Source organism: Arachidicoccus ginsenosidivorans (assembly GCF_007971385.1).
Classification (GTDB): domain Bacteria; phylum Bacteroidota; class Bacteroidia; order Chitinophagales; family Chitinophagaceae; genus Arachidicoccus; species Arachidicoccus ginsenosidivorans.
On record NZ_CP042434.1, the window covers coordinates 4033070 to 4046162 of the forward strand.

The 13093-nt window shown below is 43.3% G+C and carries 15 protein-coding genes; all 15 read right to left on the reverse strand.

Annotated elements, in window-relative coordinates; translation table 11 throughout:
- Positions 1 to 76: 76 nt before the first annotated feature.
- Positions 77 to 949 (reverse strand): hydroxymethylglutaryl-CoA lyase, encoded by an 873-nt coding sequence (locus tag FSB73_RS16235; RefSeq protein WP_225974083.1) that lies wholly within the window; start codon positions 947 to 949, stop codon positions 77 to 79.
- A 99-nt stretch (positions 950 to 1048) separates the two neighbouring features.
- Positions 1049 to 1831 carry a 23S rRNA (guanosine(2251)-2'-O)-methyltransferase RlmB gene (gene rlmB, locus FSB73_RS16240; protein ID WP_146784512.1) on the reverse strand — a complete coding sequence of 261 codons (783 nt, stop codon included), beginning with the start codon at positions 1829 to 1831 and terminating at the stop codon, positions 1049 to 1051.
- A 290-nt stretch (positions 1832 to 2121) separates the two neighbouring features.
- Positions 2122 to 2952, reverse strand: a complete 831-nt coding sequence (gene murQ, locus FSB73_RS16245) for an N-acetylmuramic acid 6-phosphate etherase (RefSeq protein ID WP_146784515.1) — start codon at positions 2950 to 2952, stop codon at positions 2122 to 2124.
- 15 nt (positions 2953 to 2967) lie between these two features.
- A complete protein-coding gene (hisH, locus tag FSB73_RS16250) occupies positions 2968 to 3561 on the reverse strand; it encodes an imidazole glycerol phosphate synthase subunit HisH (protein WP_146784517.1) in 594 nt (197 codons plus the stop codon).
- A 55-nt stretch (positions 3562 to 3616) separates the two neighbouring features.
- Positions 3617 to 4402, reverse strand: a complete 786-nt coding sequence (trpA, locus tag FSB73_RS16255; RefSeq protein ID WP_146784520.1) for a tryptophan synthase subunit alpha — start codon at positions 4400 to 4402, stop codon at positions 3617 to 3619.
- A 71-nt stretch (positions 4403 to 4473) separates the two neighbouring features.
- On the reverse strand, positions 4474 to 5562 hold the full coding sequence (gene trpB / locus FSB73_RS16260; RefSeq protein WP_317132881.1) for a tryptophan synthase subunit beta: 1089 nt from the start codon (positions 5560 to 5562) through the stop codon (positions 4474 to 4476).
- Positions 5496 to 5666 (reverse strand): hypothetical protein, encoded by a 171-nt coding sequence (locus FSB73_RS27985; RefSeq protein WP_317132802.1) that lies wholly within the window; start codon positions 5664 to 5666, stop codon positions 5496 to 5498. Before FSB73_RS27985 ends, trpB begins: the two co-directional genes overlap by 67 nt.
- A 175-nt stretch (positions 5667 to 5841) precedes the next feature.
- Entirely contained in the window at positions 5842 to 6093 is a 252-nt protein-coding gene (locus tag FSB73_RS16265; RefSeq protein WP_146784523.1) for a hypothetical protein, read from the reverse strand.
- The gene (locus FSB73_RS16270; RefSeq protein WP_146784526.1) at positions 6015 to 6788 is read right to left on the reverse strand and encodes a hypothetical protein; all 774 of its coding nucleotides are present in this window, start codon (positions 6786 to 6788) and stop codon (positions 6015 to 6017) included. The genes FSB73_RS16265 and FSB73_RS16270 overlap by 79 nt, the downstream gene beginning before the upstream one ends.
- Positions 6785 to 7447: a phosphoribosylanthranilate isomerase gene (locus FSB73_RS16275; RefSeq protein ID WP_146784530.1), complete on the reverse strand. Its 663-nt coding sequence runs from the start codon at positions 7445 to 7447 to the stop codon at positions 6785 to 6787. The genes FSB73_RS16270 and FSB73_RS16275 overlap by 4 nt, the downstream gene beginning before the upstream one ends.
- A gap of 7 nt (positions 7448 to 7454) precedes the next feature.
- A complete protein-coding gene (gene trpC, locus FSB73_RS16280; RefSeq protein ID WP_146784533.1) occupies positions 7455 to 8261 on the reverse strand; it encodes an indole-3-glycerol phosphate synthase TrpC in 807 nt (268 codons plus the stop codon).
- A 140-nt stretch (positions 8262 to 8401) separates the two neighbouring features.
- Positions 8402 to 9406 carry an anthranilate phosphoribosyltransferase gene (trpD, locus tag FSB73_RS16285; RefSeq protein WP_146784536.1) on the reverse strand — a complete coding sequence of 335 codons (1005 nt, stop codon included), beginning with the start codon at positions 9404 to 9406 and terminating at the stop codon, positions 8402 to 8404.
- A 123-nt stretch (positions 9407 to 9529) separates the two neighbouring features.
- Positions 9530 to 10102, reverse strand: a complete 573-nt coding sequence (locus tag FSB73_RS16290; protein ID WP_146784540.1) for an anthranilate synthase component II — start codon at positions 10100 to 10102, stop codon at positions 9530 to 9532.
- 70 nt (positions 10103 to 10172) lie between these two features.
- Positions 10173 to 11597 carry an anthranilate synthase component I family protein gene (locus FSB73_RS16295; RefSeq protein ID WP_225974084.1) on the reverse strand — a complete coding sequence of 475 codons (1425 nt, stop codon included), beginning with the start codon at positions 11595 to 11597 and terminating at the stop codon, positions 10173 to 10175.
- 336 nt (positions 11598 to 11933) lie between these two features.
- Positions 11934 to 13073, reverse strand: coding sequence for a glycoside hydrolase family 76 protein (locus tag FSB73_RS16300; protein ID WP_158639581.1), 1140 nt, complete (start codon positions 13071 to 13073; stop codon positions 11934 to 11936).
- Positions 13074 to 13093: the final 20 nt, after the last annotated feature.

Genomic DNA, 13093 nt, shown 5'->3' on the forward strand with positions numbered 1-13093 from the left:
CAACATAGGCTGTTAATTTATATAAAGACCGATCCCACCATGGTAAGTGCTTGTTGCAGGGCTGACTCATTTAAATTCAATTGATGCCCTTGCTTTTAAACATGTCGATCATGAGCTCTGTGTCCATATTGCCTACCAGATCATCTTGGGCCATGGGGCAACCGCCAATTCCTTTCAAAGCCCCGTCGAATCTAATACAACCGGCCTCAAGGGCCGCCTGAATTTTTGCCTTGCTATTTTGTCTGGTTGCATGTAGATGTACACCAAAGGTAATTGCAGGATACTGCGGGATCAACTCTTGTACAGCTTCCTTTATTTGTGCAGGTGTGGCCAGCCCAACCGTGTCGGCCAAAGAAATCGTTTTAATGCCTAAATTGGCCATTTTCGCAGCCCAATCTTGTAGAATCTCAGGGCTATACGCATCTCCATAAGGATTGCCAAAGCCCATACTTAAGTAAATGACCAGCGCTTTGCCATGTGCCTGACATAGCTGTTGAATTTGTTTTACCCTGTCAAAACTCTCCGCCAGCGTACTATTGGTATTGCGCCTCTGAAAAGTCTCTGAAATGGAAAACGGAAATCCTAAATAATGTATTTCTTCATATTGACAAGCCTCCTGGGCCCCTCGGACATTGGCAATAATGGCGAGTAGTTTTGTTTTTGTTTGCAGGCTTTTATAGTCAAGCCTGGATAATACTTCCTTGGTATCTGCCATCTGAGGGATGGCTTTAGGGGATACAAAACTGCCAAAATCAAGCACCGAAAAGCCTACTTTCAACAGCGCCTTTAGGTAAGCAACCTTTGTATCAGTGTTAATCGGACGGTGCCAGCCCTGCATTGCATCTCTGGGGCATTCAACAAGTTCAATGATACTGTCTTTTTTGTTGATGATCCTAGCGGAGTCTTTATTTGTATTTGCATGCATACCAATCGTATTATTAAATGCCATTTCAGGCCCTTAGTTTGCTTTTGAAATAAACAGGTTCAACTTGGCAGTCAGGTAGGTTTCTGGCAAATGGTCAAAAAGATCATGATCCCGCCTGACCTCTTAGCCTGCCGTTTGTTGCATCCGTTGTTTCATGGCTTCATATAAAGTTATACCGGCTGCGACCGATACGTTCAAAGAATCAAAATTACCTACCATGGGAATCTGGTAACGATCATTGGCCGCTTTAGAGATATAAGACTGTACACCATTATCTTCACTGCCCATAACAAAGCAACAAGGCAAGGTGAGATCCAGTTCATATAATTTTTTCTCGCCGTTCATCTCTGAGGTAAAAATACTGATACCATTTAACTGCAAAAGTTCAACCGCATTAAGTAGACTGCTCACGCGGCAGATGTGGATCTGCTCCAAAGCTCCGGCACTACTTTTAACCGCATCCTCCCCTAAGGCCCCTACCCCTTTATCCGGGATAATAATGGCCTGGGTGCCGGTACAAAGTGCACTGCGAGCTATACCCCCGATATTACGCACATCGGTCACGCCGTCCAGCATCAATAATTGGGGGACTTCCCCGTTGCCTACAATTAAGTCCACCACTTGCTGGAGATCCTGATAAGTGACAGCAGACTTAAAAGCAATGACGCCCTGATGATTGATATTGGTCAGACTATAGAGTTTTTCCTGGGGCACAGGTTGCACAGGAATACTTAGTTTTTTCGCCTGATTTCTGATCGTTTGAATTGCCTCACCAGAGGCATTTTTAAAAATCAGAATCTTATCAATATTCACGCCCTCTTTGAGAGCCTCTATCACAGGGTTGCGCCCTACGATAATGTTTTTTTTAGATTGGTAGTTATTTGTACTTTTCTTTTGAAAGGCCATACATGGATTTTTAAAGTAACTGCTGCCCTGCTTTTTTGCAATAAATAGCAATTTTCAGATCATCAGCCACGGGACAAAGGTAGCAATTAGCGCTGACATGGCAGCAGTCGTTGATTTATTTAATCGACTTAAATAACAGATAGTCACTTTTGTGAACCGCCTTCGACAAATAGGAAAACAATTGGCTATTAATTCGTTAAGTTTGACAAGTAACTAAAAAAGTCGCGCTACTGAATGGATCGCCTGGTATAGAAAAGGCACTTGCTTACAACGAGTTTTTTAAACCGGCATCAGGCCGCACCACCAGATTGATTAAACGCCTGCATGGCGGCAGCAACGCTGCCGTAATGTAGAAGCAATTGCTGGGCTTTATCTGCTTCTAAACTGGTTTTTTCAACAATCATCCGGGTGCCACGTTCAATGAGTTTTTGGTTGGTCAGTTGCATATTCACCATTTTATTATCCAGTACCCTACCCATACGGATCATCGCAATAGTAGAGAGCATATTTAGCACCATTTTCTGGGCAGTACCACTTTTAAGACGGGTACTGCCTGTTAAAAATTCCGGACCAACAACCACCTCTACCGGAAAATCGGCTACATGGCTGATGGGTGCATTCTTATTGCAGGTAATGCAACCAGTCACAATAGCGGATTGCCGGCACTTTTCCATGGCACCAATGACATAAGGCGTCGTTCCACTTGTGGCCAGTCCCACCAGAATGTCCTTTTTATCAATGTTATGTGCCTGCAAATCTTTCCAACCCTGCGCTATGTCATCTTCTGCGTTTTCCACTGCATCAGTCAGTGCTAGATTGCCTCCGGCGATAACACCTATCACGTAATCTTTTGAAACACCAAAAGTCGGCGGGATTTCACTGGCATCCAGCACGCCTAGTCTGCCACTGGTTCCTGCACCAATATAAAACAACCTTCCTCCTACTGCCATGGCCTCCACAATGGCAAGTGCCAGTTTTTCAATCTGAGGCAGTGCGGCCTGGACAGCCAAAGGAACCTGCTGATCTTCCTGATTCATGCCTGTCAGCAGTTCGTTGAGCGGCATCTTTTCCAGGTGACGATAATGAGAGGTTTGTTCTGTTGTTTTAATAAAAGACTCCATAGGTCTATGTTTCGTTTATATTATTGTCATAAAGTTATAAAGAATTTGCTCGCCAACGCCCGCACTTTTTTCCGGATGGAACTGCACCCCATAAAAATTATCCTTATGAAGGGCTGTGCTGTATGGCAGAATATACGCGGTCTGGGCAATGGTATGGCGGCCAACGGCCGCATAGTATCCATGCACCAGATAAATAAAGCTGTTTTCCGCCACCTGGTCAAACAAAGGCGTTTTTAGCTGGCTGATCTGGTTCCAGCCAATTTGTGGAATCTTTACCTCTTTTGACTTAAAATGCAGGACTTTCTCTTCAAAAATCCCCAAACAGTTCGTATCGCCTTCCTGACTATGGCTGCACATTAGCTGCATGCCCAGGCAAATACCCAAGACAGGCTGCTTAAGCTTGGGTAAAAGCAGGTCCAGTCCCTTTTCCTTCAGGTAGGCCATGGCGGAGGCCGCGTGGCCCACACCTGGGAAAATGACCTTATCTGCCTCGCTAATAATAGCTGGATCATCTGTTAGCGTCACTCCTTTGGTAAAACCAATTCTTTCCAGTGCATATTGGACGGACTGGACATTCCCTGCGTTATATTTTATAATTACTGTATTCATATTTGTTATACACTATTGCGACTTGTCATTGCTTTTATAGTCATGGATTTTATAGCTATAAAACCGTTTTTAAAAATGCTTTTGTGGCTGCTTCAATCGCCGTTTTATCCTTTTGGCCATCCAGTGCTTTAATGTAGGCACTACCGATAATGGCGCCATCTGTATACCGTGTCGTTTGGTCAAAAGATGCCTTGTCCTTGATGCCAAAGCCTACCAGTATTGGGTTATTCAGTTGATAACCTTGTAATCTGCAAAGGTATTTTTCCACGAGAGAAAAATCCTTTTCATGGCCAGTAGTAGAACTGGAGGATACGGCGTATAAGAAACCGCTACTAAGCTTATCCAGCATTCGGACACGCGCCTCAGTCGTTTCTGGAGTGACTAAAAAGATAAAATCCAGATGATGTTTTTTAAGAATACTACTGTATTGCACTTCAAATTCAAGTGGTGGCAGATCTGGCAGAATTAACCCGTCAATCCCTATCTCAGCTGCTTTTTGGCAGAAGTTTTCAAAACCGTATTGGATTACTGGGTTCATATACCCCATTAAGACAACAGGCACCTCAATGACTTTTCTGAAATCTTTTAATTGATCAAAAAGACGGGCGATCGTCATACCATTTTCCAGGGCAATACCGCCACTTTGCTGAATAACTTCTCCATCAGCCAGTGGGTCACTATAAGGCATCCCCAGTTCAATCAGATCAGCACCATTACGTTGCAGGGCGCCCATTACCTCCAGGGTACTATCTAATGCTGGATATCCAGCTGTACAATACACGTTTAAAACTTTTTTTTGCGCGCTTTTGCTTTTATTAAATAAGGCTGCTATACGACTCATTTTCTTTTTAAATTATGAATGGACAAATAACACTGGATGCAGGAAATTTAAATGAAAATAATTTCAATTGTTTAGTCAAACTCCGTCATATGTTTCATATAGGTATCCATGTCTTTATCACCTCTGCCACTGAGACAAACCACGATTTTGCTGTTTTCAGGGAAGGCTACCTGTTCCAGTCCGGCAAGGGCATGTGCACTCTCCAGGGCCGGAATAATGCCTTCCAGTCTGGTCAGGTTAAAGGCGGCCTTTAAGGCTTCTTGATCCGTGGCACTTAAAAAGCGTCCACGCCCGCTGGCAAATAAATGCGCATGTAAGGGACCAATGCCTGGATAATCCAGACCGGCAGAGATACTATGTGGTTCTACAACCTGCCCGTCTGGGGTCTGCATCACGATGCTTTTGCTGCCATGAAGTACGCCAGGTGTTCCTAAAGTAGTGGTGGCTGCAGAGTGCCCGGAATGAATGCCCAGACCTGCGGCTTCAACAGCAATCAGCTCTACCGTCGGTTCATTTAAAAAATGGTAAAAAGCGCCGGCTGCGTTGGAGCCGCCGCCTACACAGGCAATAACATGGGTAGGCAGTTCATTGCCGGTTTTCTCCTTTAACTGCCAGCGAATCTCTTCGCTGATAATGCTTTGAAATCTGGCCACCATATCCGGATAAGGATGAGGGCCTACTACGCTTCCGATTACATAATGGGTATCTGAGGGATTATTAATCCAGTCTCTGATGGCTTCATTGGTGGCATCCTTTAAGGTTTTGGAGCCGCTTTTGGCTGGAATAACCTTGGCTCCCAGCATTTTCATCCGGGCCACATTAGGCGCCTGTCTTTGGATATCCACTTCGCCCATGTAAACAATGCATTCCAGTCCCTTTAAGGCACAAACAGTGGCGGTGGCCACCCCGTGCTGCCCGGCGCCTGTTTCTGCGATAATGCGTTTTTTGCCAAGGCGCTCGGCCAGTAGTACCTGTCCGATCGCATTATTGATTTTATGTGCACCGGTATGATTTAGATCCTCTCTTTTCAGGTATATCTGGCGGCCAATCTGCTGGCTCAACCTTTCTGCCAGATATAAAGGCGAAGGTCTGCCTACGTAGTCTTTGAGTAAATATTGGTATTCTTTTGAAAAGCCGCATCCGCAATAATGGAGAGATATTCTTTTTGTAACTGGGCTACATTCGGGTAAAGCATTTCTGGGATAAAAGCACCACCGTAGCGGCCGTAATATCCGTTTTTATCTATTTGAATCTGCTGTTTCATCCGTGGTATAAAAAATTTAATTAGATTGCTGTTTTGTATATTCCATGAGCGAATAAGGCCCGTTTGTCTTAAAAATCAAGACCGCCACTAATCATGGAGCTTAATATTTCTTGTCTTCTTTGTAGTTGCGCAAATACATTTTGGATGATATTTTCCATGCAATTATAAATATTCATCATAGAATAGGAGGCGCCGGGCTATAATCCTGCACAGTTTCTGTATGTCCGTCCGCATAGGTGACTGTAAGGAAAGTGGGCAACTGTTCATTGTTGTTTTCATGGGAGATAAAAGTCGTATCACCTTTTTTCCTTCCCACTACGTAACTGCTGCGGATCAGGGTATCCATCTCTACCCACAGGCCTTTGGCCAGTCTGGCTTTATTGATATCCGGTACCTTCTCTTTTGCGTTTTTAACAATGATTTCCATATTGGTCTTTTGGAACTCAATAGATCAATATTCAGGGCGTGGTAACTGCCGGCAAGATCCTCCATGACCTTGTAATTGATGGAGGTAATGTCTGAGGAGCGCATCCCTCGCTTATGATAGTTTAAAAAGCTGCCCCAATACTTGGAAAATGTCACTGTGTCTTGCTGGTAAGGCAGCTCAGATGCATTATTTTGAATCAGCCATCTGCTGAGTTGTATATAATGTTTATTGTTTAGGGTAAGCTGGTTAAAATAAGCCGGATATTTATCACTGTTTTCGGGTAGAATATTCACTTCAGTATAATTTTTACCCTGCTCAGATAAAAAGACCAGGATCTTAAAAGTGGCGGTAGCCCAGTCTCCAGGTCTTTTGGCAATATAGCCACTAACGATTAGATCGGTTTTGCCATCCCCGTTCAGATCCGTCTTGAACCATTTAGTCGCCTGAGTCTGTTGTTCATAAGCAGCAATCTGCTGATTACTGAAATTGTAATAGGATTGCCACTCATTGCCGGTAGTTAAGTAAAAGAACTTCCATTGAGGTGCCTGCTTGGCATCATAGTTCATCTGCTTAACATATAATAAGGCCGCGTCGTCGCTGTTAATCTGATCAATGGTCAGGTCCTGGGCCCATGTGAGACCAGATGTCAGCAACGCTGTCAGCAAAATGGCTGCTTTAGATAGGTATCTTTTCATTGCTCATATTCTTTAAGTAGCCTGAGAAACTCCCGGATCTTATCTAAGTCCTTCACGCCGGGTGCTGTTTCAAAACGGCTGTTTATGTCCAGCGAAATTAAACTTTTTGCCACATTTAATTCCCTAAAGACTTTAAGATCGGGCAAATGTTCCTCGCTAATGCCCCCGCTGAGGAAAAAAGGCTTCTCCAAAGGCAGGTTTTTTAAGATATTCCAGTCAAAACGCTTGCCGGAACCGCCAAAGCTCTTGGTATTGGTGTCAAAAAGAAAGTAATCTACAATATCCCTATAAGGAACAATTTTGTAGAGGACATCTTCATTACCCAACAGCCGGAAGGCTTTGATGACAGGTATATTCCCGGCTATTTTCTCACAGATCAATGGCGCTTCGTCCCCGTGCAGCTGCACCATGTCTAGTCCGCAGGCCTCCACCGTGCTAAGGATCTCCGCTTCATCTGCATTCACAAAAACCCCCACTTTTTTAAAAGGACCTTTAATGGCCTTAATTTCTTTAGGCCGCAACCTGTCCCCTACAAACCTAGGCGAGCCTGGATAGAATATAAAACCGACATAATCTATGCCCATTTCTCCCAGTTCGGCCACTTGCGCCTGGCTGGTCATACCACAAACCTTTATCTGTAATGAATTTATACTGCTCATATAAAATTTAATCCTTTGACTGTAATGCTTTTAAGTCCGTAATATAGCTGTTAAAAGCAGCACCCGGATTCTGGTTTTTCATAAAATATTCGCCGATCAAAAAGCCTTTAAATCCGGCCCTGAATAATTCGTCGGTTACTTTAACGTCATTTATACCGCTTTCAGCAATTGCCGGACGGTCTTTTGGCAATAAGGCTAACAGGCGAATGGAATGTTGGATATCCACTTCAAAGGTCTTGAGATTACGGTTATTGATGCCAACCAGATCAATATCAGGACACACGCGGTCTAATTCTGCTTCCGTATGTATCTCAAGCAGCGTTTCAAGTCCCAGCTTTTTAGCGTAAGCAGCCAACTCCCGGACTCTTGTCGCGGACAGGCAGGCCGCAATCAGCAGTATCAGGTCGGCTCCCGCAGCCCTGGCTTCCAGAATCTGGTACTCTTCAATGATAAAATCCTTCCTTAAAATGGGGATTTCGTTGGCCCTGGCAATACGCAGGTCATCCAGACAGCCACCGAAAAACTGCGTATCTGTTAATACGGAAAGACAGCTGGCACCTCCAAGCGTATAGGCAGAGGTAACGGCCTGTACCGGTACCTGGTCATTAATCACACCTTTGGAAGGAGAGCGTCTTTTGAATTCTGCGATAATACCTGGGGCCTTTTGCGTTAATAAACGTTCTTTTAAACTATAGGGCGTGCGTAAAAACTGGGGGCTTTTCATAAGCCTTGAGGCAGGCATTTCGGCCATATTACGGACCACTTCCTGCTTTTTATAATCAATAATTTGTTCTAATATATTTTTCAGTTGCATAATATCATTTCTTACTTAACTTAAGGTAATCTATCTGTCAGTTGAATGCCTAATTGGTTTTAATATATTGTGTTATCACGCTCAGGTCTCTATTTAAATCCTTATCTGTTTTTGCCTAATCGGCCTTTTTGGGCTTAAAATTATTTATAGGCTTTGTTAATCTCTACCAGATTTTCCAGTACCGCAAGTGCCTTACCCGATTCCAGACTATCCACTGCCGCCTGATAAGCATCCTGATAAGTGGAAAAGTTGCCTGTGCAATAAAGTGCGGTCGCCGCATTAGCCAGTACAACAGCGTTCTGTGCCCAGCTGCCTTTACCCTGAATAATACGTTTAAACATAGCGGCGGCCTCTTCTAAGGTATTACCTCCGAATATATCTGCTGCAGTCACTTGTCTTTTGCCAAGCGCCTCTGGGGTGGCAATCCGCTCCCCTGTCCTGGTAATGATCTTCGTGTCCCCTGTCAAAGAAATCTCATCATAACCTTCCAGGCTGTGTACAATCGCAAAATTTCGTTCGGTGCCCTGCAGCAGATAGTTATATAACCGGGCCATTTCCAGATTATAAACGCCTAATAACTGATATTTTGGACTAGCCGGATTGACCAGTGGTCCCAGCATATTAAAAAAGGTCCGTATCCCTAAGTTTTTACGCAAAGGCCCCACGGTTTTGAGTGCCGGATGGAAAGCAGGTGCATGTAAGAAACAAATACCTGCCTGATTTAATTCCGTTTGTAATTTATCCTGGTCTGCTTTAAACACATAGCCTAACTGCTCCATTACATTGGAAGAGCCGCTGATGGAAGTAGCACCATAATTACCATGTTTGGCAACTTTCTGGCCCGTCCCGGCAGCAATAAAACAAGAAAGTGTGGAGATATTAAAAGTGTTTTTACCGTCCCCGCCGGTGCCAACAATGTCCAAAAGGGGATCTGTACCCAGATCTACCTTGACGCATAATTCGAGTAAAGCATCACTGAATCCTTTTAATTCTTCAATGGTGATGGTACGCATTAAAAACACCGTGACAAAAGCTGTGATTTCGGTTTCGGTAAACATGCCTTTGGAAATCTGGATCAGGATGTCCTTGGCCTCCGCTGCGCTTAAAGTTTTATAATCGAATAAATACTGAAGTATCTTTTTCATGCTATTTATGGTGATTTATTTGTTTGATTTTAACGTCGGTTAACTATTAACGAATTGATTGGCTTTCTAAGCTGCCTTCATTTACGGATTGCTCAAGTCAGTAATTAAATGAGGACATAAAACTTACCTGGCCAGCCAATTTTCCATAATCTGTCTTCCTACTGGCGTAAGGACACTTTCCGGGTGGAACTGTACACCTTGTACATCATAAGTTTTATGTTGTAGTCCCATGATGTAGCCATGCTCGTCTTCGGCTGTGACTTCCAGTTGCTCCGTGGGGAAACCGTCTTTACTCACCACCCAGCTATGATAGCGCCCAACGCTAAAGCTGGAAGATAGTCCTTCAAATAGTGCGCTTTTTACATCTGTCAGGCTGCAAGATGAGCTGACTCCATGGAACACGTTACTTAAATTTTCCAGCTTTCCACCAAATACCTCGCCGATAGCTTGTTCGCCCAGGCAGACGCCTAAGATGGACTTACTAGGCGCATAAACCTTGATCAGGTCCATCAGGATACCTGATTCTTCGGGTAGGCCCGGTCCGGGAGATAAAAGAATCTTGTCATATGCGGCCACTGCTTCCAGTGTTATTTTATCATTGCGGAAAACATCTACCGGGCCGCCGGTAATTTCTCGGACGATCTGCACCAGGTTATAGGTAAAGGAGTCGTAATTATCTAAAACTAAAAGTTTCATTGTCTGTATAATTATCTGGTCTGTTATCTTAAAGATTATTTTGTTATTGAATCAAAGTCACTGGTTTGCATTAAAACAGTTCGTCTGCCAGGATCAGGGCCTGTTTTAATGCGCCTAATTTATTATGCACTTCCTGTAACTCGCTGGCTGGGTCAGATTTAGCCACGATACCACCACCTGCCTGATAATACAAAGTGTTTTGCTTGCTCATAAAACTGCGGATCATAATGGCATGGTTAAAAGAGCCGTTAAAACCGACAAATCCAATACTGCCTGCATAAAAACTTCTGGAATCTGCCTCGTACTGGTCAATTAACTGCATGGCCTTGAATTTAGGCGCACCACTAAGGGTGCCCGCAGGGAAAGTGGCCGCTAGTAGCGAAAAGGGATTGGCCTGCTTAGAAAGGCTGCCTCTTACTTCACTGACAATATGCATAACATGGGAATAATGGTGAATTTGTTTAAAATAGCTGACATGCACATTCTCACAAAGCCTGCTCAGGTCATTGCGTGCCAGATCCACCAGCATGGTGTGCTCTGCGTTTTCTTTGGGGTCCTGGAGCAGCTTTTCGCTAAGTAATTGATCTTCAGTAGGATTTCCGGTCCGCTTAAAAGTGCCGGCAATGGGATGTACGATGGCTGTTCCATTATCTATAATGAGCTGGGATTCCGGAGAAGACCCCATCAAGCGGTAATCACCATAATCAAAATAAAATAAATATGGGGAAGGGTTGATGGAGCGCAACGCGCGGTATACGTTAAAATCGTCTCCTGTGTATCCTTGCTGGAACCGGCGGCCCAAGACGATCTGGAATACATCACCTCTCAGACAACTTTTGATCCCTTTACCAATCATCTCTAAATGTTCACTGTCTGTTTTATTGGAAGATTCCTGGCCGTTTAAAGCAAATGGAAACTCAGGGACGTCTTTGCTTTTAATGATCGTTTCCAGCTCATTTAAATTGCTTTGCAATCCGGCGATTTTGTTTTCACAGATAAACATTTCATTTTTAAAATGATTGATGATAATGACGTATTGGTAGAGCCGGTAACGCATAAATGGCACCTCTCTTTCGGGGTCATTACCTGCGTGCGGTAATTGTATGGTATCAAAAAACTGAACGGCATTGTATGACACGTATCCAAAGAGCCCCTGGGCTCTTTTTGATTCCTGGCAGTCGGCAGGCAGCACTTCATACTGATCCATATAATTCCACAGAATGGAAGGAACCTCCTGGCTGTTGGTTATGGCCACTTTTTCTGGGTTTCTGCCCGGGTATTTTAATTCGATGGACTTAAGATCGCGAACTTCAATGCCGCCGACGGCACCAATGCCGATGATGGAACGGCTGGCCGAAGCTACCTGATGCTCAGCACTTTCCAAAAGGATGGTGTCCCTGTATTTATCTCTGAGTCTCAGGTAGATACCAACCGGAGTAAAGGTATCAGAGAGTATTTTTTTGCAATGCGTTTCAATTTTTATTTTCTGCATCATTAATTATTTTTAAAATGACTCCTTAAATGGATAAGAAAAAGCCTCGGACGAGTATTCGCCGAGGCTTGAATATATTGCTAAATTTAATTTTTCACTTACTGGATAGTAGAATAAATAACGGTGCTATACTTCAAACGAACCCGACGTTTTTGAGCATTGCCACCACCAATGAATATTTACTCTGTTTAAAATCATGTTGCAAATGTAAAAGCTTTTTTTGGGAAATTAAAAATATATTCCAGATAATTTTTTTAAGAGATTGATTATCAATTATAAAATTAACGCCAGCCATCCTTAAGAAAACGGCAAAATTGGCAACACTTTAGGTTATAAATTTTAACCACCGGTGGATAAATTATAGTGATTTTCCAACCATGCAAATCGGGCCAAAATTTCCAGCATACCGCCATGTTCTACTAAATTACGGACATGCTGGCCATTTTGAAGGAATAACCCCTGTTCGTTTCTATCATTTTGCAATGCGTCATCCAGGCATTTTTTGAATCCCAATATGTATTTGGTGTCCTTGTTAATCTGCAATAAGTGTTGATAGGCCCTAAGTAATACAGCGTTGAACCAATAACCGTCCCTAAACTTGCCTTGACCGTAAAAGTATTCCAGGGAGCTGTCTGCCATTTCATTTGCCCGCTGCAAGTATTTTGTTTCATGCGTAATTTGGTATAAGTAAACATTGGCCTCCAGCATGGTACCTGTGTTGTAGGAAAATATTGCCTTACCGATTTGACCGTCCTTGGTACTGATATTATCATAATATAACTTGGAGGGTGTTTGCAACATTTTATTGGTCCAGTTATATATTTTAAGTGCCGTGTCTAAATAAGCCTTATTGTTAGTGGCCTGATATAATTGCAAAGCAACAAGTACACCGGGGCCATTGGAACAGGTATTTTTTGAACTTGTAGAACCTTCCTTCCAATAAATTCCTCCACCCAGTACCTGGTTGTAGCCTGTCATGATAAAATCATACATGGCCTGGCCAAGCTTAAGGTCACTTTTTTGGCCAGTTCTTGCATAAGCATCTAAAGCGGTAATGCCCACCCATTCATTGTCATCATAATATCTTTCTCCTGGTTTCAATTTCATAATGTAATCTGTGAAACCTGCTTTTGGAGGAGCCGGACTATAATATTTATACATTAATTTCAGTAAAGGGACCATGAGTTTTGTTTTGGGCTCCAGCTTTTCAATTTCATTCGCTGCTTGATAAAGTGCACAAAGCGACCATAAATAGGTATATTCTCTACGGTACCCATTTTTTACTTCCCGTCTGGCTGGATCGACTTCAGCAAAGTAATACCCGGAAGTCTTATCATAAAAATGCTGTTGAATGACCTTTTGCAAGGCGTCCAGCTGGGCTTTATAGGGCCCATTTATCACTTTGTCTTTTAGGGGCGTTTTATGTGAAACAGTTCGCTGGGAAAAACTACTTGTAGCCATGGACATTAGAAATGCCATTATAAGGATTGTTTTAAATC

Excerpts from the sequence above, each read along its gene's own strand:
- FSB73_RS16275 (WP_146784530.1), bottom strand. The coding sequence starts at position 7,447 with ATGAGCAGTATAAATTCATTACAGATAAAGGTTTGTGGTATGACCAGC.
- trpD (WP_146784536.1), bottom strand. The coding sequence starts at position 9,406 with ATGAAAAAGATACTTCAGTATTTATTCGATTATAAAACTTTAAGCGCA.
- murQ (WP_146784515.1), bottom strand. The coding sequence starts at position 2,952 with ATGGAGTCTTTTATTAAAACAACAGAACAAACCTCTCATTATCGTCAC.
- trpC (WP_146784533.1), bottom strand. The coding sequence starts at position 8,261 with ATGCAACTGAAAAATATATTAGAACAAATTATTGATTATAAAAAGCAG.
- FSB73_RS16290 (WP_146784540.1), bottom strand. The coding sequence starts at position 10,102 with ATGAAACTTTTAGTTTTAGATAATTACGACTCCTTTACCTATAACCTG.
- rlmB (WP_146784512.1), bottom strand. The coding sequence starts at position 1,831 with ATGGCCTTTCAAAAGAAAAGTACAAATAACTACCAATCTAAAAAAAAC.
- FSB73_RS16270 (WP_146784526.1), bottom strand. The coding sequence starts at position 6,788 with ATGAAAAGATACCTATCTAAAGCAGCCATTTTGCTGACAGCGTTGCTG.
- FSB73_RS16265 (WP_146784523.1), bottom strand. The coding sequence starts at position 6,093 with ATGGAAATCATTGTTAAAAACGCAAAAGAGAAGGTACCGGATATCAAT.
- trpA (WP_146784520.1), bottom strand. The coding sequence starts at position 4,402 with ATGAGTCGTATAGCAGCCTTATTTAATAAAAGCAAAAGCGCGCAAAAA.
- FSB73_RS27985 (WP_317132802.1), bottom strand. The coding sequence starts at position 5,666 with ATGAAACAGCAGATTCAAATAGATAAAAACGGATATTACGGCCGCTAC.
- FSB73_RS16300 (WP_158639581.1), bottom strand. The coding sequence starts at position 13,073 with ATGGCATTTCTAATGTCCATGGCTACAAGTAGTTTTTCCCAGCGAACT.
- FSB73_RS16235 (WP_225974083.1), bottom strand. The coding sequence starts at position 949 with ATGGCATTTAATAATACGATTGGTATGCATGCAAATACAAATAAAGAC.
- hisH (WP_146784517.1), bottom strand. The coding sequence starts at position 3,561 with ATGAATACAGTAATTATAAAATATAACGCAGGGAATGTCCAGTCCGTC.
- FSB73_RS16295 (WP_225974084.1), bottom strand. The coding sequence starts at position 11,597 with ATGATGCAGAAAATAAAAATTGAAACGCATTGCAAAAAAATACTCTCT.